At 68.1% G+C, this 17,014-nt stretch carries 15 protein-coding genes and 4 pseudogenes; 9 read left to right on the forward strand and 10 right to left on the reverse strand.

Annotated elements, in window-relative coordinates; genetic code table 11:
* Positions 1–11 precede the first annotated feature (11 nt).
* The 4 genes and pseudogenes from N4G47_RS08010 to N4G47_RS08025 all read left to right on the forward strand — a co-directional run bounded on the left by N4G47_RS08010 (position 12) and on the right by N4G47_RS08025 (position 5,536).
* Positions 12–1,159, forward strand: a pseudogene (locus tag N4G47_RS08010) (efflux RND transporter periplasmic adaptor subunit).
* 81 nt (positions 1,160–1,240) lie between these two features.
* Positions 1,241–4,388, forward strand: a pseudogene (locus N4G47_RS08015) (multidrug efflux RND transporter permease subunit).
* Positions 4,369–4,761 (forward strand): nuclear transport factor 2 family protein, encoded by a 393-nt coding sequence (locus N4G47_RS08020; protein WP_475286337.1) that lies wholly within the window; start codon positions 4,369–4,371, stop codon positions 4,759–4,761. Before N4G47_RS08015 ends, N4G47_RS08020 begins: the two are co-directional and overlap by 20 nt.
* A gap of 82 nt (positions 4,762–4,843) precedes the next feature.
* On the forward strand, positions 4,844–5,536 hold the full coding sequence (locus N4G47_RS08025) for a COG3650 family protein (protein ID WP_475286339.1): 693 nt from the start codon (positions 4,844–4,846) through the stop codon (positions 5,534–5,536).
* 94 nt (positions 5,537–5,630) lie between these two features.
* On the opposite strand, the gene N4G47_RS08030 is transcribed toward N4G47_RS08025, so the two are convergent.
* The 6 genes from N4G47_RS08030 to N4G47_RS08055 form a co-directional block, all read right to left on the reverse strand.
* A complete protein-coding gene (locus N4G47_RS08030) occupies positions 5,631–6,134 on the reverse strand; it encodes a hypothetical protein (RefSeq protein WP_475286341.1) in 504 nt (167 codons plus the stop codon).
* Positions 6,124–6,690 carry an elongation factor P-like protein YeiP gene (gene yeiP, locus N4G47_RS08035; protein WP_005409468.1) on the reverse strand — a complete coding sequence of 189 codons (567 nt, stop codon included), beginning with the start codon at positions 6,688–6,690 and terminating at the stop codon, positions 6,124–6,126. The genes N4G47_RS08030 and yeiP overlap by 11 nt, the downstream gene beginning before the upstream one ends.
* Positions 6,691–6,736: 46 nt before the next feature.
* Positions 6,737–7,507 (reverse strand): SDR family oxidoreductase, encoded by a 771-nt coding sequence (locus N4G47_RS08040; protein ID WP_409461341.1) that lies wholly within the window; start codon positions 7,505–7,507, stop codon positions 6,737–6,739.
* Positions 7,508–7,607: 100 nt separating this feature from the next.
* Entirely contained in the window at positions 7,608–8,504 is an 897-nt protein-coding gene (locus N4G47_RS08045) for a hydroxymethylglutaryl-CoA lyase (protein ID WP_475286343.1), read from the reverse strand.
* Entirely contained in the window at positions 8,501–8,902 is a 402-nt protein-coding gene (locus N4G47_RS08050) for a VOC family protein (protein WP_475286345.1), read from the reverse strand. Before N4G47_RS08050 ends, N4G47_RS08045 begins: the two co-directional genes overlap by 4 nt.
* A 2-nt stretch (positions 8,903–8,904) precedes the next feature.
* Positions 8,905–9,693, reverse strand: a complete 789-nt coding sequence (locus tag N4G47_RS08055) for an enoyl-CoA hydratase/isomerase family protein (protein ID WP_475286347.1) — start codon at positions 9,691–9,693, stop codon at positions 8,905–8,907.
* 119 nt (positions 9,694–9,812) lie between these two features.
* Between N4G47_RS08055 and N4G47_RS08060 the strand changes: the two are divergent.
* The 3 genes and pseudogenes from N4G47_RS08060 (at position 9,813) to N4G47_RS08070 (ending at position 12,172) form a co-directional block, all read left to right on the forward strand.
* Positions 9,813–10,066, forward strand: a pseudogene (locus N4G47_RS08060) (FeoA family protein).
* On the forward strand, positions 10,059–11,927 hold the full coding sequence (gene feoB, locus N4G47_RS08065; RefSeq protein ID WP_475286349.1) for a ferrous iron transporter B: 1,869 nt from the start codon (positions 10,059–10,061) through the stop codon (positions 11,925–11,927). Before N4G47_RS08060 ends, feoB begins: the two are co-directional and overlap by 8 nt.
* Positions 11,927–12,172, forward strand: a complete 246-nt coding sequence (locus N4G47_RS08070) for a DUF6587 family protein (RefSeq protein WP_475286351.1) — start codon at positions 11,927–11,929, stop codon at positions 12,170–12,172. The genes feoB and N4G47_RS08070 overlap by 1 nt, the downstream gene beginning before the upstream one ends.
* Positions 12,173–12,244: 72 nt before the next feature.
* Here the strand turns inward: N4G47_RS08070 and N4G47_RS08075 are convergent, their stop codons facing one another.
* From N4G47_RS08075 to N4G47_RS08090, 4 genes are all read right to left on the reverse strand, one after another.
* The gene (locus N4G47_RS08075; RefSeq protein WP_475286353.1) at positions 12,245–12,706 is read right to left on the reverse strand and encodes a DUF4304 domain-containing protein; all 462 of its coding nucleotides are present in this window, start codon (positions 12,704–12,706) and stop codon (positions 12,245–12,247) included.
* 117 nt (positions 12,707–12,823) lie between these two features.
* Complete coding sequence (locus N4G47_RS08080; protein WP_475286355.1) at positions 12,824–13,405, reverse strand: NAD(P)H-dependent oxidoreductase; 582 nt, start codon at positions 13,403–13,405, stop codon at positions 12,824–12,826.
* A 54-nt stretch (positions 13,406–13,459) separates the two neighbouring features.
* Positions 13,460–13,855, reverse strand: coding sequence for a MerR family transcriptional regulator (locus tag N4G47_RS08085; RefSeq protein WP_475286356.1), 396 nt, complete (start codon positions 13,853–13,855; stop codon positions 13,460–13,462).
* A gap of 4 nt (positions 13,856–13,859) precedes the next feature.
* Entirely contained in the window at positions 13,860–14,621 is a 762-nt protein-coding gene (locus tag N4G47_RS08090; RefSeq protein ID WP_475286358.1) for a 3-oxoacyl-ACP reductase, read from the reverse strand.
* Positions 14,622–14,759: 138 nt separating this feature from the next.
* On the opposite strand from N4G47_RS08090, the pseudogene N4G47_RS08095 reads away from it, so the two are divergent.
* Together N4G47_RS08095 and carA are read left to right on the forward strand one after the other, a co-directional pair.
* Positions 14,760–15,430, forward strand: a pseudogene (locus N4G47_RS08095) (4-hydroxy-tetrahydrodipicolinate reductase).
* A gap of 352 nt (positions 15,431–15,782) precedes the next feature.
* A complete protein-coding gene (gene carA / locus N4G47_RS08100; RefSeq protein ID WP_475286360.1) occupies positions 15,783–16,910 on the forward strand; it encodes a glutamine-hydrolyzing carbamoyl-phosphate synthase small subunit in 1,128 nt (375 codons plus the stop codon).
* Positions 16,911–17,014 lie beyond the last annotated feature (104 nt).

Consider the following 17,014-nt stretch of genomic DNA (forward strand, 5'->3'; position numbering starts at 1 on the left):
TGTGCACAGCAATGAGAACCTTCAGGACGCCGGTCGCGTTGATCGCGGCGCTCACCCTGGCCATGACGGCCTGTTCCTCCCCGAAGCCACTCCGGAAGCGGCGCCGCGCGTCAGCGTGGTCACTGTCGCCCCGCAGGTGGTGCAGCGCGATGACGAGCTGCCCGGGCGCGTCGCCGCGGTGCGTACCGCGCAGATCCGGGCGCAGGTGGGCGGCATCGTGCAGCGCCGCCTGTTCGAGCAGGGCGCCGAAGTGCGTGCCGGCCAGGCCCTGTTCCAGATCGACCCGGCCGCGTTCCGTGCCGACGTCGATTCGGCACTGGCCGCTCTGCAGCGCAGCGAGGCGGCGCTGGGCCGCAGCCGCGTGCAGTCGCAGCGCCTGCATGCGTTGGCCGCGGCACAGGCGGTCAGCCAGCAGCACCGCGACGATGCCAGCGCCGAGTTCGAGCAGGCCCGCGCCGCAGTGAATGAGGCGCGCGCGATTCTCGCCCGTCGCCAGCTTGATCTGCGTTATGCCACGGTCAGTGCGCCGATCGAGGGGCGTATCGACCAGGCGCTGGTGACCGAAGGTGCGCTGGTCGGCGTGGCCGACGCCGAACCGATGGCGGTGGTGCAGCAGATCGATCAGGTCTACGTCGATGTGCGCCAGCCCGCCGCACAGCTGGAGTCGCTGCAGCGCAGTGCCGCCGGTGGCGGCGAGCTGCCCGTGACCATCATCGGCGCGGCCGGCAAGGCATTGCCGGAGCGTGGCCAGCTGCTGTTCTCGGGCATCAATGTCGATGCGCGTACCGGCGATGTGATCCTGCGGATCCTGGTCGACAATCCGCAGCGCCAGTTGCTGCCGGGCATGTATGTGCGTGCCAGGGTGCCGCGTGGTGCGCCGGCCAGCGCGCTGACGGTGCCGCAGCAGGCGGTGCTGCGCAGTGCCGGTGGCCAGGCCTACGCCTGGGTGGTGGGCGCCGACGGCAAAGCGGTGATCCGCACATTGGAGGTGGACGGCAGCGTCAACCGCCAGTGGCTGGTCCGGCATGGGTTGAAGGCGGGCGAGAAAGTGGTGGTCGAGGGCCAGGAGCGGCTGCAGGAAGGCGTGGTGGTCGATGCGCGTGACTGGCAGTTGCCGGTCGCCAGCGCCAGCGCGGCACAGGCCGGCAGCAAGGGCTGAGTCTTTCCAGGGTCAGTCCCTCCAGGGCCCGCTCCTCCACGGCCCGCTCCTTCAAGACCCGCTCCTCCAGGAGTTTCCAACATGGCACGTTTTTTCATCGATCGCCCGGTGTTCGCCTGGGTGCTGGCGATCTTCATCATTCTGGCCGGCGTGCTGGCGATACCGCGCCTGGCCGTGGAGCGTTATCCGTCGGTTGCGCCCCCAGCGTCAGCATCTATGCCAGTTATCCGGGCGCCAGCCCGCAGACGCTCAACGACGCCGTGGTCGGGCTGATCGAGCGCGAGCTGTCCAGCGTCAAGCACCTGCTGTATTTCGAATCGTCGGTGGATACCTCCGGCGAGGCCTCGATCACCGCCACCTTCAAGCCGGGTACCGACCCGGAGCTGGCGCAGGTGGATGTGCAGAACCGGATCAAGGCGATCGAGCCGCGATTGCCGCGCAGCGTGCGCCAGAACGGCCTGTTCGTGGAGGCCGCCGATTCCGGTTTCCTGATGCTGGTGGGCCTGCGATCGCCCGACGCCAGCGTCAGCGAGGCGGCGCTCGGTGATTTCATGGCGCGCAACATCATCGAAGAGCTGCGTCGCGTCGACGGTGTCGGCCGCGTGCAGCTGTTCGGTGCCGAGCAGGCGATGCGGGTGTGGCTGGATCCTGCCCGGCTGACCGGCTACGGCCTGACCATCGGCGATGTGGCCACCGCCATCGAACAGCAGAACCTGGAGATTTCCCCGGGGCGCATCGGTGATTCGCCGGGCGTTCCTGGGCAGCGCATCACCGTTCCGCTGAGTGCCGACGGGCAGTTGTCCACGCCGGAGCAGTTTGCCGCCATCGTGCTGCGCGCCGGCGCCGATGGCTCGCAGGTGGTGCTGGGTGATGTTGCGCGTGTCGAACTGGGCGCACAGAGCTACGCCTGGGGTACGCGCGAGGACGGTCACCCGGCCACCGCCGCCGGCGTGCAGCTGCGCCCGGGCGCGAACGCGGTGCGTACGGCCGCCGCGGTGCGGGAGCGGATGGTGGAGCTGGCGCCGTTGCTGCCGCGCGGCGTGGAATCGAGCATCCCGTTCGACACCGCGCCGTTCGTGAAGATCTCCATCCAGAAGGTGGTGCAGACCCTGCTGGAAGCGATGCTGCTGGTGTTCGCGGTGATGTACCTGTTCCTGCAGAACTGGCGCTATACGCTGATTCCTGCCCTGGTTGCGCCGATCGCGCTGCTGGGAACGTTCGCGGTGATGCTGGCGCTGGGCTTCTCGATCAACGTGCTGACCATGTTCGGCATGGTGCTGGCGATCGGCATCATTGTCGACGATGCGATCGTGGTGGTGGAGGGCGTCGAGCGGATCATGGCCGAGGAGGGCCTGCCGCCGCGCGAGGCGACGCTCAAGGCGATGCGCGAGCTGACCGGCGCGGTGATCGGCATCACCCTGGTGCTGACCGCGGTGTTCATTCCGATGGCGTTCTCCAGCGGTTCGGTGGGCGCGATCTATCGCCAGTTCACTGTGGCGATGGCGGTGTCGATCCTGTTCTCGGCGCTGCTGGCATTGAGTCTGACCCCGGCGTTGTGCGCGACGCTGCTGCGCCAGGCCGATCCTGGCCACAAGGGGCGCGGTGGGCTGCTGGGCGGGTTCAACCGTGCATTCGAGCGGATGACCGGGCGTTACCAGCGTGGCGTGGCCGGGGTGCTCAAGCGCAGTGGCCGGGTCATGGCGGTGTTCGTGGCACTGGTGGCGGCCCTGTTGCTGGGACTGCACTGGTTGCCGGGCGCGTTCCTGCCCGAAGAGGACCAGGGCTACTTCATGACCTCGATCCAGCTGCCGGCCGAAGCCACCGCCGAGCGCACGCTGGCGGTGGTGGAAGCCTACGAACGGCACGTCGGATCGCGGCCGGGCATCGCCTCCAACCAGTCGATTCTGGGCTACAGCTTCTCCGGCTCCGGCCCGAGTGCGGCGCTGGCCTACACCATGCTGAAAGACTGGGGTGAGCGCGCCGGCGCCACCGCTGCCGGTGAAGTGGAGGCGGCGCAGAAGGCGATGGCCGCGGTGGGCGAGGGCGAAGTGATGAGCGTGATGCCGCCGGCCATCGACAGCCTGGGGCGGTCCTCCGGTTTTTCGCTGGCATTGCAGGCGCGGACCGGGCAGAGCCAGGCGGAACTGCGCGCGGCGCTGCAGCAGCTGCTGAAGCTGGCCGAGGCCAGCCCGCTGTTGTCGGAGGTGCATGCCGATGGCTTGCCGGCCGGTACCAGTGTGCGGCTGGACATCGACCGGGCCAAGGCCGAGGCGATGGGGGTTGGCTTTGCCGACATCAGCAGCACGCTGTCAGCGGCGATGGGGTCGCAGTACGTCAACGATTTCCCCAACAAAGGGCGGTTGCAGCAGGTGATCCTGCAGGCCGATGCGCCGCACCGGATGGAACTGGACGACGTGCTCAAGCTCTATGTGCGCAACAGCGAGGGCGGCATGGTGGCCCTGTCCGAACTGGTGGTTCCGCACTGGACCGAAGCCCCCTGCAGTTGCAGCGTTATCTCGGCTTCCCCGCGCTGAACCTGTCGGGCGCACCGGCGCCGGGCACCTCCACCGGCCAGGCCATGGCCGAGATGGAGCGGCTGGCCCGGCAGCTGCCTGACGGTTTCGCCCTGCAGTGGACCAGCCAGTCGCTGCAGGAGCGTGAATCGGGCGCGCAGGCGCCGTGGCTGCTGCTGTTGTCGATGCTGGTGGTGTTCCTGGTACTGGCGGCGTTGTATGAGAGCTGGTCGATTCCAGTGTCGGTGATGCTGGTGGTACCGCTGGGCCTGCTCGGCGCGGTAGCGGCTGTGCTGCTGCGTGACATGCCGAACGACGTGTTCTTCAAGGTCGGCATGATCACCGTGATCGGCTTGTCGGCGAAGAACGCGATTCTCATCGTCGAGTTCGCACGCCAGCTGCAGCAGCAGGGCCGCGGCCTGGTCGAGGCGGCGTCGGAGGCGGCACGCCTGCGACTGCGGCCGATCGTGATGACCTCGCTGGCGTTCGCACTGGGCGTGGTGCCGTTGATGCTGGCACAGGGCGCGTCGAAGGAAACCCAGCAGGCGATTGGAACCGGTGTGTTCGGTGGCATGGTCAGCGCGACCGTGCTGGCGGTGTTCTTCGTGCCGGTCTTCTATGTAGTGGTGCAGGGCGCGCGGCAATCGATCGCGCGGCGCCTGCGCAGGCGCCGGCCGATGCCGGAAGGATCCGTGGATGGAACGGAACATCGTTGATGATCTGCACGAACGCCAGCTGGCGGTGCTGGAGCAGCGCCTGTGCCAGGCGTTGCTGGAAGATGACCACGAAGCACTGACCGCGCTGGTATCGCCGGCGTTGTTCATGATGGAGGGCAACGGCGGGCGCATGCTCGAGCTGCCATGGCTGGGCGATTGGCTGGCCGGCAATCTGCAGGTCAAGGGCCTGCAGGTGCAGGCGGTGGAAACATTGTTGTGCGGGCGGCTGGCGTTGCTGTCCAGCGACGTGCGATGTGTGGTGCACTGGCGCGGCCGTGAGCATGCGATGGGGCTGCGCCTGCTGCGGGTGTGGACGTGCAGTTCCGGTGCCGGTGGCGCGCAGCTGCTGTCGATGGCGGTGCTGGCTGCATGAATGCGGTCAGCCCGGTTTCAGCCCCGCTCAGCGCCAGATGGTAGGGTCGGGCTTCCCTGTAGTGTCGACAAGGAGTCGAGCCATGCGTGTAGTTCCCGGTCTGTTGGCCGCTTCCCTCGGCCTGGCGCTGGCTGCCTGCCAGCCGCCGTCGTCTCCAGCGGCGGGCGGTGATGCGGCTGCATCGGCAACGCCACAGCCCAGCACCGCGAGCGGCGGTGGCAGCCAAACCACGTACCAGTGTGGTGACCTGAGCGTGCGCGCCACCTTCAACGGCGAGGACGCGGCCACGGTGGTGATTGGCGATCGCACGTTGGCGATGACCTCCGAGCGTGCTGCGTCGGGTGCGAAGTACGCTGACCGCCAGGGCAACAGCTTCTGGACGAAGGGCAGCGATGACGGCCTGCTCAGCCTGAAGGGCGAGGCGGACCGCGAATGCCATGCAGAGCAGGCGACAGAAGGTGATGGCAGTGCCGGCGCTGCCGCCTTCCGTGCCACCGGTAATGAGCCGGGCTGGCTGGCGGTTGTCGACGGCGACACGCCGGGCCTGCAGGTCGAAGTCGATTATGGCGAGCGCCGCTTCGACGTGGCCGCGCCCACCGCAGGTGCAGACGGCTGGAGTGGCAAGGCGGCTGACGGCACCGACCTCAAGCTCAGCTTCCAGCGCACCACCTGTCAGGACGACATGAGTGGCGAAGCCTTCGAGGCCAAGGCGATGTTGACGGTGGGTACCCGCCAGTATCACGGCTGCGGCAACTTCGGCGCGAAGCAGCCGTAAGCCCTCTGTAGAGCCGAGCCCACGCTGGGCTGCGTTGTGCTCTGCACAGACATCGCAGCCGAGGGTGGGCTCGGCTCTACCTCAAGATTGCGACTCAGCCCTCGCAGGGCTTCAGGTCCAGCTCGAACACCAGGTCGTAGCGGCCGTTGATCGCGATCAGTGCCTGGCGGACCACGCAGTCGTCGCGATGCCGGGCAACCAGCGCGCTGAAAGTCTTCTCGCGGCCCTCGCAGTACTCGGCATTGGCCACTTCCAGCTCACGGCGGCGCTCGTCGTCGTACGGTTCCTCGCCGGCGAAGTGCTGGCAGGTGTTTTCGCGCGCGAGGAAGGCCTGCACATCGCTGGGCATCTGGCAGTAGATGCGCACGTCGTCGACGTCATGCACGTCGGCAGGAACCGGGCAGCCGGCGGCGGCGCGCGTCCTGTCCAGCGCCTCGTCGCCCGAAGGCCGGTCGGCAGCGGGTTGCGGCCCGGTTGTGGGCGGCGCGTCTGTGGGTGCGGCGTTCGGCGCGACGCCGGCGGCGTTGTCCGCTGCCTGCGGCGAGCACGCCGCAAGCAGGGACAGGCAACCGATCAGCGCCAGGTGCTTAGTCGGCACGGCCGGCGAATTCGCCGGTGGCGGTGTTCACCAGCACGCGCTCGCCGTTGACGATGTACTCCGGCACCATGATCTCGATACCGGTGTTGAGCTTGGCCGGCTTCGGGCGCTTGGTGGCGGTGCCGCCCTTCAGTTCCGGCGGGGTCTCGATCACTTCCAGCACCACCGAGGCCGGCAGCTGGATCGCCACCGGCTGCTCGTCGATCACCTGCACGTAGATGCCGGTCAGGCCGTCGGTGATGTAGCCGGCGTCGTCGCCGATCACGTCCGCGTCCAGGGTGTAGGGGGTGTAGTCCTCGTCATCGAGGAACACGAAGGCGTCGCCGTCCTTGTACGAATAGGTGGACTGGCGGCGCAGCAGTTCGACTTCGACCAGGTTGTCGTCGGCATCGAAGCTGGCATCGAGCTTGTTGCCGCCCGGCACGCTGTACATGATGAAGCGGAAGCGGACGTTGCCGCCGCGACCCTGCGGCGAGCTGCGCTCGATGTCGCGGATCTGGTAGACGCCGTTGTTGTACTCGACGACGTTGCCCTTCTTGATGTCGTTGGCTTTCATGGTGATCTAGGTCGTTGGGGAGGGCGCCGTCCCGGCGCCCGGGGAATCACTTCGGAGCGAGGCGGGTAGCGCCGTCCAGGCGGATGGTCTCGCCGTTGAGGTAGGTGTTGCCGAGGATGAAACCGACCAGGCTGGCGAAGTCTTCCGGCTTGCCCAGGCGCGACGGGAACGGGATCGAGGCGGCCAGCGACTGCTGCACGGCCTCGGGCATGCCGTCGACCATCGGCGTCCAGAACACGCCGGGCGCAATCGTATTGACGCGGATGCCGAAGCGCGACAGTTCGCGCGCCATCGGCAGCGTCATCGACACCACGCCGCCCTTGCTGGCGGCATAGGCGGCCTGGCCGATCTGGCCTTCGTAGGCGGCGATGCTGGCGGTGTTGATGATCACCCCGCGCTCGCCATCGGTGCCCGCCTCGTTGTGCTGCATGCGGTTGGCCGCGGCCTTGGCGACGTTGAAGCTGCCGACCAGATTGACCATCACCGTGCCCTGGAAACCGGCCAGCGGCATCGGGCCTTCCTTGCCCAGCACACGGCCGGCGCCGAGGATGCCGGCACAGTTCATCGCCACGTTCAGGCCGCCGAGGAAATCGTGGGCCTGGTCGATGGCCGTAGCAACCGCCGCCTCATCGCTGACGTTGACGTTGAAATAGCGGGCCTTGTCGGCGCCCAGTGCGGCAACGGCGGCAGCGCCCTTGTCATCGTTGAGGTCGAACAGGGCCACCTTGCCGCCCTGGGCGACAAGGTGCTGGGCCACGGCCAGGCCGAGGCCGGAGACGCCGCCAGTGATCACGGCACGTACGGAAGACAGCTGCATTGAACGGTCCTGCAGGTTCGAGAACCGCCGATTCTAACGGAAGCGGCGATCGTCGCCGTTGTGCACTGCGCCGCCGTTGCGGGGCGGCGCAGTGCGGTGGTCAACCGGCGGCGGCCAGCGCCTGTCCGGTGCGGCTGGCAGTGGCACGGCCAAGCAGGCCGGCCAGCCAGCGGCCGGTCTCGGCCAGCGCCGGCAGGTCCACGCCGCTGTCCAGGCCCAGCCCCTGCAGCAGATAGACCACGTCTTCGCTGGCCACGTTGCCGCTGGCGCCCTTGGCATACGGGCAGCCACCGGCACCGGATACCGCGCTGTCGACCACGCGCACACCTTCTTCCAGGCAGCTGGCGATGTTGGCGATGGCCTGGCCGTAGGTGTCGTGGAAGTGCACGGCCAGTGCCGTCATCGGAATCTCGGCGGCCACCGCCTGCAGCATCGCCCGCGCCTTGCGCGGGGTGCCGACGCCGATGGTGTCGCCCAGCGAGATTTCGTAACAGCCCATCTGGTGCAGGGTGCGCGCCACGCGCACCACGTCGGCCAGCGGCACTTCGCCCTGGTAGGGGCAGCCGAGCACGGTGGAGACATAGCCGCGCACGCGCACGCCATCGGCGGCGGCGCGACGCAGGATCGGCTCGAAGCGGGCCAGCGATTCGTCGATGCCGGCATTGGTGTTGGTTCGGTTGAATGCTTCGGAGGCGGCAGTGAACACCGCCACTTCCTCCACGCCCACCGCACGGGCACGGTCGTAGCCCTGTTCGTTCGGCACCAGCACCGGGTAATGGATGCCGGGCCGGCGCTGGATGCCGGCGTAGACTTCGGCTGCGTCGGCCAGCTGCGGAATCCACTTCGGGCTGACGAAGCTGGTCGCCTCGATGCTGCGCAGGCCGGTGGCCGACAGCCGGTTGATCAGTTCGATCTTGTCGGCGGTGGACACCGACTGCTTTTCGTTCTGCAGGCCGTCACGCGGGCCGACCTCGACGATACGGACGTAATCGCTCATGCGGCCTCCCCGGCGGTGGGGCGGTGGCAGACCGCTTCGATGTTGTTGCCATCCGGGTCGAGCACGAAGGCGCCGTAGTAATCCGGGTGGTACCAGGGGCGCAGGCCCGGGGCGCCGTTGTCGCGGCCACCGGCGGCGAGCGCGGCGGCGTGGAAGGCATCCACCTGGGCGCGGCTGGCGCAGGCAAAGGCCACGTGCACGCCCTGGCTGGCGGTACCGGCATTGCCGAGCCAGAAGAACGGCTTGCCGTCGCAGCCGAAGCCGATGTGGTCGTGGGCGCCGGTCTGCTCGGCGGTCACTTCCATCACCACACCGATCTGCAACGGCGCCAGCGCCTGCAGGAAAAAGGCTTTGCTGCGCGCCAGGTCGGCGCTGGTCAAACCAAGATGATCGAACATGTTCAGGCTTCCGTGACCCAATGGGGCGCGCGCTTGTCGAGGAAGGCGCCCAGGCCTTCCTGGCCCTCGGCGGATACCCGCAGGCGCGCGATCAGGGCGGCATTATCCCGATCCAGCGCGTCACGGTCATGGCTGTCGCGCACCTGCCGGACCAGTTGCTTGGCCGTGGACGAGGCGATCGGGCCGGCCTTGTCGAGCAATGCCAGCTGGCGTTCCAGGGCTTCGTCCAGGCGTTCGGGCTCGACCAGCTGGTGGACCAGGCCGATGCGCAGGGCCGTTTCGGCATCGAAGTGCTCGCCGGTGGCGAACCAGCGGCGGGCCTGGCGCGGGCCGATGGCCTCGATCACGTAGGGCGAGATCACCGCCGGCAGCAGGCCCAGGCGGCTCTCGGTCAGGCCGAAGCGGGCCGAGGTGCTGGCGATGGCGATGTCGCAGCAGGCGACCAGGCCGACGCCGCCACCGAAGGCGGCGCCGTGGACCCGGGCCAGGGTCGGCTTGGGCAGCTCGTCCAGGGTGCGCATCAGCCGGGCCAGGGCCAGCGAGTCCTCGCGGTTGTCTGCCTCGCTGGCGGCGGCCATGCCGCGCATCCACTGCATGTCGGCACCGGCCGAGAAGGAGGCGCCGTGGCCGGCCACCACCACCGCGCGCACCGCATCATCGCGCCCGGCGGCCTCCAGGGCGGCGGTCAGCCGGGCGATCAGGCCGGCGTCAAAGGCATTGTGCAGCTCCGGCCGGTTCAGCCAGAGGGTGAGGACGGCGCCGCTGCGCTCGATCTGCAAAGCATCGTTCATGGGATTCCAGGGTCACTCCATACCTGTATGGATCATAGCGGGCCATTGGTCATGGGCCATGACGCGACGCGGGAATGTTAGAATCGAGAACCATTTACATCCAGCAGAGATTACGCTAGATGACGCTGTCCGAACTGCCGCTGCACACCTCGGCCGTGGTCGAGTCCGTGCAGGACCTGCATGCCAACGATGCCATTGCCCGTCGCCTGCGCGAGCTGGGTTTCGTCAAGGGCGAGGAAGTGCGCCTGGTGGCCAAGGGTCCGGTGGGAGGGAGCCGCTGCTGGTGCAGGTCGGCTTCACCCGGTTCGCGCTGCGGATCAGTGAAGCCAAGCGCGTCGTGATCGACGCCGCCAGCCAGGAACGACGTGCATGACCGCCACTGCCTCCACCGCCCCCTGCGCGTCGCGCTGGTCGGTAACCCGAACAGTGGCAAGACCGCGCTGTTCAACCAGCTGACCGGCAGCCGGCAGAAGGTCGCCAACTACACCGGCGTCACCGTCGAGCGCAAGGAAGGCCGCCTGCGTGCGCCGTCCGGCCGCGAATTCGCCGTGCTCGACCTGCCCGGCGCCTACAGCCTGCAGCCGGCCAGCCTGGATGAGGCGATCACCCGCGACCTGTGCCGCGGTTTCTACCCGGGCGAAGCGGCGCCGGACGTGCTGCTGTGCGTGATCGATGCCACCAACCTGCGCCTGCACTTGCGCTTCGCGCTGGAACTGCGCGAGCTGGGCAAGCCGATGGTGGTGGCCCTGAACATGATTGATGCGGCCCAGCGCCGCGGCATCCAGGTGGACGTGGCCGCGCTGGAGCGCGAGCTGGGCGTGCCGGTGGTGGAGACCGTGGCAGTGCGCAAGCAGGGCGCCAAGGCCCTGGTCGAGCGGCTGGATGCGATGGTGCCGCACCTGGATGCGCCCGTGCCGGGCCCGGAAGGCGGCATCGACTACCACGCCAAGGTACGCCAGATCCTGTCGGTGGCCGTGCGCATGCCGGCGCGTACCGCCAAGATCGATGATGCGCTGGACCGCTGGCTGCTGCATCCGGTGTTTGGCCTGATCAGCCTGGCGGTGGTGATGTTCCTGATCTTCCAGGCGGTGTACGCCTGGGCCACGCCGCTGATGGACGGCATCGAGGCCGGCTTTGCCTGGCTCGGCCAGTTCGTCGGCAGCGTGCTGCCTGAAGGGCCGCTGGCCAGCCTGCTGACCGACGGCATCATCGCCGGTGTCGGTGGCGTGGTGGTGTTCCTGCCGCAGATCCTGATCCTGTTCTTCTTCATCCTGGTGCTGGAGGAATCCGGTTACCTGCCGCGCGCGGCGTTCCTGCTGGACCGCATGATGGCGGCCGCCGGCCTGTCCGGCCGCTCGTTCATCCCGCTGCTGTCCAGCTTCGCCTGTGCGGTGCCGGGCATCATGTCCACCCGCAGCATCCAGGACCCGCGTGACCGCCTGGCCACGATCCTGGTGGCGCCGCTGATGACCTGCTCGGCGCGTTTGCCAGTGTATGCACTGCTGATCGGCGCGTTCATCCCGCAGAAGACGGTGTGGGGCGTGTTCAACCAGCAGGGCCTGGTGCTGTTTGGCCTGTACGCCGCCGGCATCCTCAGCGCGCTGGCAATGTCGTGGATCATGAAGAAGTGGCGCCGCGACAAGAGCGAGCACCCGCTGATGCTGGAGCTGCCGTCGTACCGCCTGCCGCACGTGCGCGACCTGGCGGTGGGCCTGTACGAGCGCGGCATGATCTTCCTCAAGCGCGTCGGCGGCATCATCCTGGCGCTGACCATCCTGCTGTGGGTGCTGCTGTCGTTCCCGGCGGCCCCGGTCGGCGCCACCATGCCCGCGATCGATTACAGCTACGCCGGCCAGATCGGCCATGCGATGGCAGTGTTCTTCGCGCCGCTGGGCTTCAACTGGCAGATCTGCATTGCGCTGATCCCGGGCCTGGCCGCGCGCGAAGTGGCGGTGGCCTCGCTGGCCACGGTGTACGCGCTGTCGGCGGCCGACGACGATGCCGCCAGCCAGGCGCTGACCCCGCTGATCAGCGACGGTTGGTCGCTGGCCACCGCGCTGTCGCTGCTGGTCTGGTACATCTACGCGCCGATGTGCATTTCGACGCTGGCCACCATCAAGCGCGAGACCAACTCGTGGAAGCAGATGGGTTTTGCCGCGTTCTACCTGTTCGCGGCGGCCTATGTGGCGGCGCTGATCACCTACCAGGTGACCGTGGCGCTGGGAGGCGGCTGATGGACGCGGGGCTGCTGCTGCAGTACCTGATCATCGCGGTGGCCGTGCTGGTCAGTGCCTGGGTGGTGTTGAAGAAGCAGTTCCCGGGCACTGTGCGCAAGCTGCGCGGTGCACTGGCGCTGGCGCTGCTGAAGCCGGGCCGTGCGGCCTGGATGCAGGCGCTGGGGCGCAAGGTCGCACCGCCGGCCAGCGGCGGTGGTGGCGCCTGCGGTGGCTGCGACAGCTGCGGACCCACCAAGAAGTAGCGTCGAGCTTGCTCGACTGCTTCTGGATGCCTTCATCCACGCATGGCGTGGATCTACCGAGGCCGCTCGGGTTCAGACCTCCCTGCGGATGATCGCCCGGAAGCTTCCGTCCTGAATCAACCGCCGCACCGCTTCGCGGTTGCCGTGGGTTGCCGCGAAGCCGGCCACGTCGGCCAGGGCATCGAGCAGCAGGCATTTCATCGCGTCACGATTGCCCGCCTCGAGCAGGTCATCAAGATCCTGCTGGGTGAAGTGCCGACGCAGCCCTGGCGTCTCTTCGATCCGCCAATCGACATGGGGCGTGGGAATGCTGGTGCGGTACCTGAAGGCGTTCTCCAGATCGCAAGGCTCAAGCGGGTGCTCCAGCAGCTCTGCAAAGTAGAGCCCGGCATTGACGTAGAAACCTCGGCTCTCGCTGGCACGCTGGTGATTGATCACCAGTGAGGCGCCTTCCAGCAGCCGGTAGCGGGTGGTGGACGTTCCGGCAAAGCCTGTCTTCTTCGCACATTTGCTGAAAACAGTTGCGGATTTCATGGGCTGTGCCTGGGCCGGGAGAAGGGCTCCCAGCCTTGAGGTACGGTGATTCCAGGTCAATTGGCAAAAGCGACACCTGAGTCGTGGCCGGGCATTCCATCCACGCATGGCGTGGATCTACCGGGCCTGTGCACCGAGCTCCGCCGCCAGCGCCAGCCACGTGGCGCGTTGTGCGGGCGTGCTGCTGCGTACCGCGCCAAGCCGGCTGATCTTCACCGGCCGGATGCCGCAGAACGCCAGGATGGTGGCGCGGAGCTGGGTGATGCCCGGGTCGCGGTAGATCCAGCGGTAGTACCACGGTGGCGTGTCCAGCGTGGTGATCACGCGGGCGCTGCGCCCGGTCAGCAGCCGGTCCCACCACACCGAGTCGCGCCGGTAGCGGAAGGCGAAGCCCGGCAGCAGCACGCGATCAAAGAAGCCTTTCAGCAGGGCCGGCATCGCGCCCCACCAGGTGGGATAGACCAGTACCAGATGGTCGCAGGCCAGGATCGCATCGGCAGCGTCCTGCAGGTCGGCTTCAAGTGGCTGGATCTGGCGGTAGCCGTGACGCAGCACCGGGTCGAACTGAAGCTCGCCGAGTGCGATCAGGCGCACCCGGTGCCCCGCGTTCTCGGCGGCGGTGGCGTAGCGCTGGGCGAGGGCGCCGCACAAGCTGTCACGGTCGGGGTGGCCAAGCAGGATCAGGATGGAGCGGGACACGGCAACCTCGGCAATGGAAAGTGCGCGAGGGTGCGGTCTGCCCCTGGGGCAGAGTCAAACGCCGGTGGCGCAGCCGCTGGCGGCCACAACGCAGTCGCCGCTGCCGGAGTGCAGCCACTGCCGTAGTTCATCGCTGACCTGCTGCAGGGCCAGGTCAACCTGCTCCAGTCGCGCCCGCTCGCCGGCAATGCGCTTGCGCTGTTGATCCAGCAAGGCCAGCACGGCCGGCCAGTCGAGCCGGCCGTCGGATGCTTGCAGGCGCGAGATCGCGGCCAGCGTGATGCCCAGCGCCAACGCCTGGCGGATCAGCTGCACCCAGGCCACATCCTGTTCACTGTAGTCGCGATAGCGGTTCACGCGTGGCACCGGCGGCAGCAATCCGCGTGCCTCGTACAGGCGGATGGCTTTGGCACTGGCGCCGGTCAGCCGGCTGACCTCGGAAATGCGCACCGGCTCAGTCCCTTACCAGGCCGCCATCCACCACCAGGTTCTGGCCGGTCACCGCGCGTGACCATGGGCTGGCGAAGAACAGCGCGGCATCGGCGAACTCGGCCGGGGTGGTGACGCTGCGCAGCGGCGTGTTGGCGGCGATGTAGTCGAATACTGCTTCGGGCGTGGCGGCGCTGGCATCGGTGGTGCGCAGCAGGCCGCCGGACAGCATGTTCACGGTGATCCCGTGCGGGCCGAGATCGCCGGCCAGGGTGCGGGTCAGCGACAGCAGCGCGGCCTTCGCCGCGGTGTAGTCGTGGTAGGGCACCACCGGGTTCTGGAACAGATTGGTACCGATATTGATGACACGGCCGAAGCGCCGGGCCTGCATGCCGGGCAGGGCGGCCTGCACCGTGTTCAATGCACCGCGCACGCTGCCTTCGAACTGTGCCTGGAACGCTGGCCAGCCGATGTCGGCAGCGCCGTCGCGGGCGTCACCATTGAACGAGAACGTGGCCAGCGCGTTGTTGACCACGGTGTTCACGCCCTGGCCGAAGTGGGTCAGCGCGTGCTGCAGCATCGAGTCCACCTGGGCGCGGTCGGTGATGTCAGCCTGCAGGGCGATGGCCTGCCCTCCCAGTTCGCTGGCCAGTGCACGGGCGGCAGCTTCGCTGCGGCGGTAATTGATGATCACCCGTGCGCCCTGCGCGGCGAAGGCACGGGCGATGTGCTGGCCGAGGCCGCGACCGGCGCCGGTGACCAGCACCAGCTGTTCGCTGATCTGCATGAGGGAGCTGCCATCCATTGCATGAAAGGGCATGCAGCGTAGCAGCGATGGCGCTTGCCGGAGCGGGCGTGCTGCCGCTAGCCTGCAGGCATGAACCAGACTCCCCTGCGATTGCTCATTCACGGCGCTTCCGGGCGCATGGGCCAGGCCCTGCTGCGGCTGGCCGCCGAACATCCCGACAGCCTGCAGATCGTCGCGGCGGTGACCGGCCGTGCGCCGGCCCAGCGCGTGGTCGATGGCGTGCCGTTCTTCGCGGCCAGCGAGCTGCCCGGTGCGCCGGCGTTCGACGTGGCGATCGACTTCAGCCTGCCCGAAGGCTTCGACCCGATGCTGGCGCTGTGCGTGGAGCGCGGCGCCGGCCTGGTTTCCGGCACCACCGGCATTTCCACGGCGCAGCGGCAGGCGCTGGACACGGCGGCGACGCAGATCGCGCTGGTCTGGGCCTCGAACTTCAGCCTGGGCGTGGCGGTGCTGGACGAGCTGGTCGAGCGCGCGGCGCAGGCGCTGGCCGGCTGGGACTGCGACATCGTCGAATCGCACCACACCCAGAAGAAGGACGCGCCGTCGGGCACCGCGCTGACCCTCGGCGCGGCCGCGCAGCGGGGCGGGGCACAGCCGCACTACGCCAGTCTGCGGGCGGGCGACATCGTGGGTGAACATCTGGTCCAGTTCACCGGGCCGGGCGAGCGCATCGAGCTGGTGCATCGGGCGACCAACCGCGACATCTTCGCCCGCGGCGCCTGTTCGCCGCCCGCCAGCTGCAGGGCCGGGCGCCGGGCAGCTACCGCGTGCGCGATCTGCTGCAGTAGGACGGTAGTGCCGGCCGCTGGCCGGCAGCCTCGGGGCGGCTGAGGCCGTTGGGATTGCAGGCCAGCGGCCGACACTACCGTAGGATGAGAGCCCTTTTCCCGCAGGAAAAGGGATCCGACCCCGGCCATCGTGCTTTGCACACGCGGGCGTATTGAAATGAATGCGCAATCGCCTGTTCATGAAGCGCGATAACCGCTGGCGCGAGCGGCCCGGCAGCGCTACAATTCGCACTCGCCGAATCACCAAAGCCGGACCGGTCCTGTACCGCACGTCCGCGCTTTTTTGCAACCCGATTCCCGAGAAGCACAGGCGTGACTTCGGCACCCCCTCGGTAGCCAAAGTGAGATTTCCGTGACCCAAGCCGCAATCCTCGTCCTCGAAGACGGCACCGTATTCGAGGGCGAATCCGTAGGCGCGCCCGGCCTGTCCGTCGGTGAAGTGGTGTTCAACACCGCCATGACCGGTTACCAGGAAGTGCTGACCGACCCGTCCTACGCCCGGCAGATGGTCACGCTGACCTATCCGCATATCGGCAACACCGGCATGACCGACCAGGACAATGAAGCGTCCAAGGTGTGGTCGGCCGGCCTGATCGTGCGCGATGTGCCGCGCCGCCCCAGCAACTGGCGCAGCCAGGTGTCGCTGCAGGACTGGCTGATCCAGCGGGGCGTGGTCGCCATCGCCGGCATCGACACCCGCAAGCTGACCCGCATCCTGCGCGAGAAGGGCGCGCAGAACGGTGCGCTGATGGCCGGCGACATCGACGTGGAAAAGGCACTGGAAGCTGCCCGCACGTTCCCGGGGCTGAAGGGCATGGATCTGGCCAAGGTCGTCACTACCGAGAAGACCTACACCTGGACCGAGGGCCAGCTGGACCTGGACGCCAACGCCTTCGTCAGCGTGCCGGCCCGGTTCAAGGTCGTGGCCTACGACTTCGGCGTGAAGACCAACATCCTGCGCATGCTGGCCGAGCGCGGCTGCGAAGTGACCGTGGTGCCGGCCCAGACCCCGGCCGCCGAAGTGCTGGCGCTGAAGCCGGACGGCGTGTTCCTGTCCAACGGCCCGGGTGACCCGGAACCGTGCGACTACGCCATCGAAGCGATCAAGACCTTCATCGATGTGAAGATCCCGACCTTCGGCATCTGCCTGGGCCACCAGCTGCTGGGCCTGGCCTCGGGCGCGAAGACCATGAAGATGGGCCACGGCCACCACGGTGCCAACCACCCGGTGCAGGACCTGGACAACGGCCGGGTGATGATCACCTCGCAGAACCACGGCTTCGCGATCGATGAAGCGACCCTGCCGGCCACCCTGCGCGTGACCCACCGCTCGCTGTTCGACGGTACCAACCAGGGCGTCGCCCGCACCGACGTGCCGGCCTTCTCGTTCCAGGGCCACCCGGAAGCGTCGCCGGGCCCGACCGATGTCGGCCCGCTGTTCGACCGCTTCGTGGTGCTGATGGAGCAGGCCAAGGCGTGATCAGTACGCCGCCGGCCCGCCGGTGGCGTCGCGATGGACCGTAAACCCCGCATCGCGGCTGCCCCTGGCGCGGCGCTGCGGATCAAGATTCCTGATCGACAGCG

The organism is Stenotrophomonas sp. GSD10, assembly GCF_056172695.1.

Excerpts from the sequence above, each read along its gene's own strand:
- N4G47_RS08045 (WP_475286343.1), bottom strand. The coding sequence starts at position 8,504 with ATGAGCGATTACGTCCGTATCGTCGAGGTCGGCCCGCGTGACGGCCTG.
- N4G47_RS08070 (WP_475286351.1), top strand. The coding sequence starts at position 11,927 with ATGGACGCGGGGCTGCTGCTGCAGTACCTGATCATCGCGGTGGCCGTG.
- N4G47_RS08025 (WP_475286339.1), top strand. The coding sequence starts at position 4,844 with ATGCGTGTAGTTCCCGGTCTGTTGGCCGCTTCCCTCGGCCTGGCGCTG.
- N4G47_RS08040 (WP_409461341.1), bottom strand. The coding sequence starts at position 7,507 with ATGCAGCTGTCTTCCGTACGTGCCGTGATCACTGGCGGCGTCTCCGGC.
- N4G47_RS08055 (WP_475286347.1), bottom strand. The coding sequence starts at position 9,693 with ATGAACGATGCTTTGCAGATCGAGCGCAGCGGCGCCGTCCTCACCCTC.
- yeiP (WP_005409468.1), bottom strand. The coding sequence starts at position 6,690 with ATGAAAGCCAACGACATCAAGAAGGGCAACGTCGTCGAGTACAACAAC.
- N4G47_RS08075 (WP_475286353.1), bottom strand. The coding sequence starts at position 12,706 with ATGAAATCCGCAACTGTTTTCAGCAAATGTGCGAAGAAGACAGGCTTT.
- N4G47_RS08090 (WP_475286358.1), bottom strand. The coding sequence starts at position 14,621 with ATGCAGATCAGCGAACAGCTGGTGCTGGTCACCGGCGCCGGTCGCGGC.
- N4G47_RS08020 (WP_475286337.1), top strand. The coding sequence starts at position 4,369 with ATGGAACGGAACATCGTTGATGATCTGCACGAACGCCAGCTGGCGGTG.
- N4G47_RS08050 (WP_475286345.1), bottom strand. The coding sequence starts at position 8,902 with ATGTTCGATCATCTTGGTTTGACCAGCGCCGACCTGGCGCGCAGCAAA.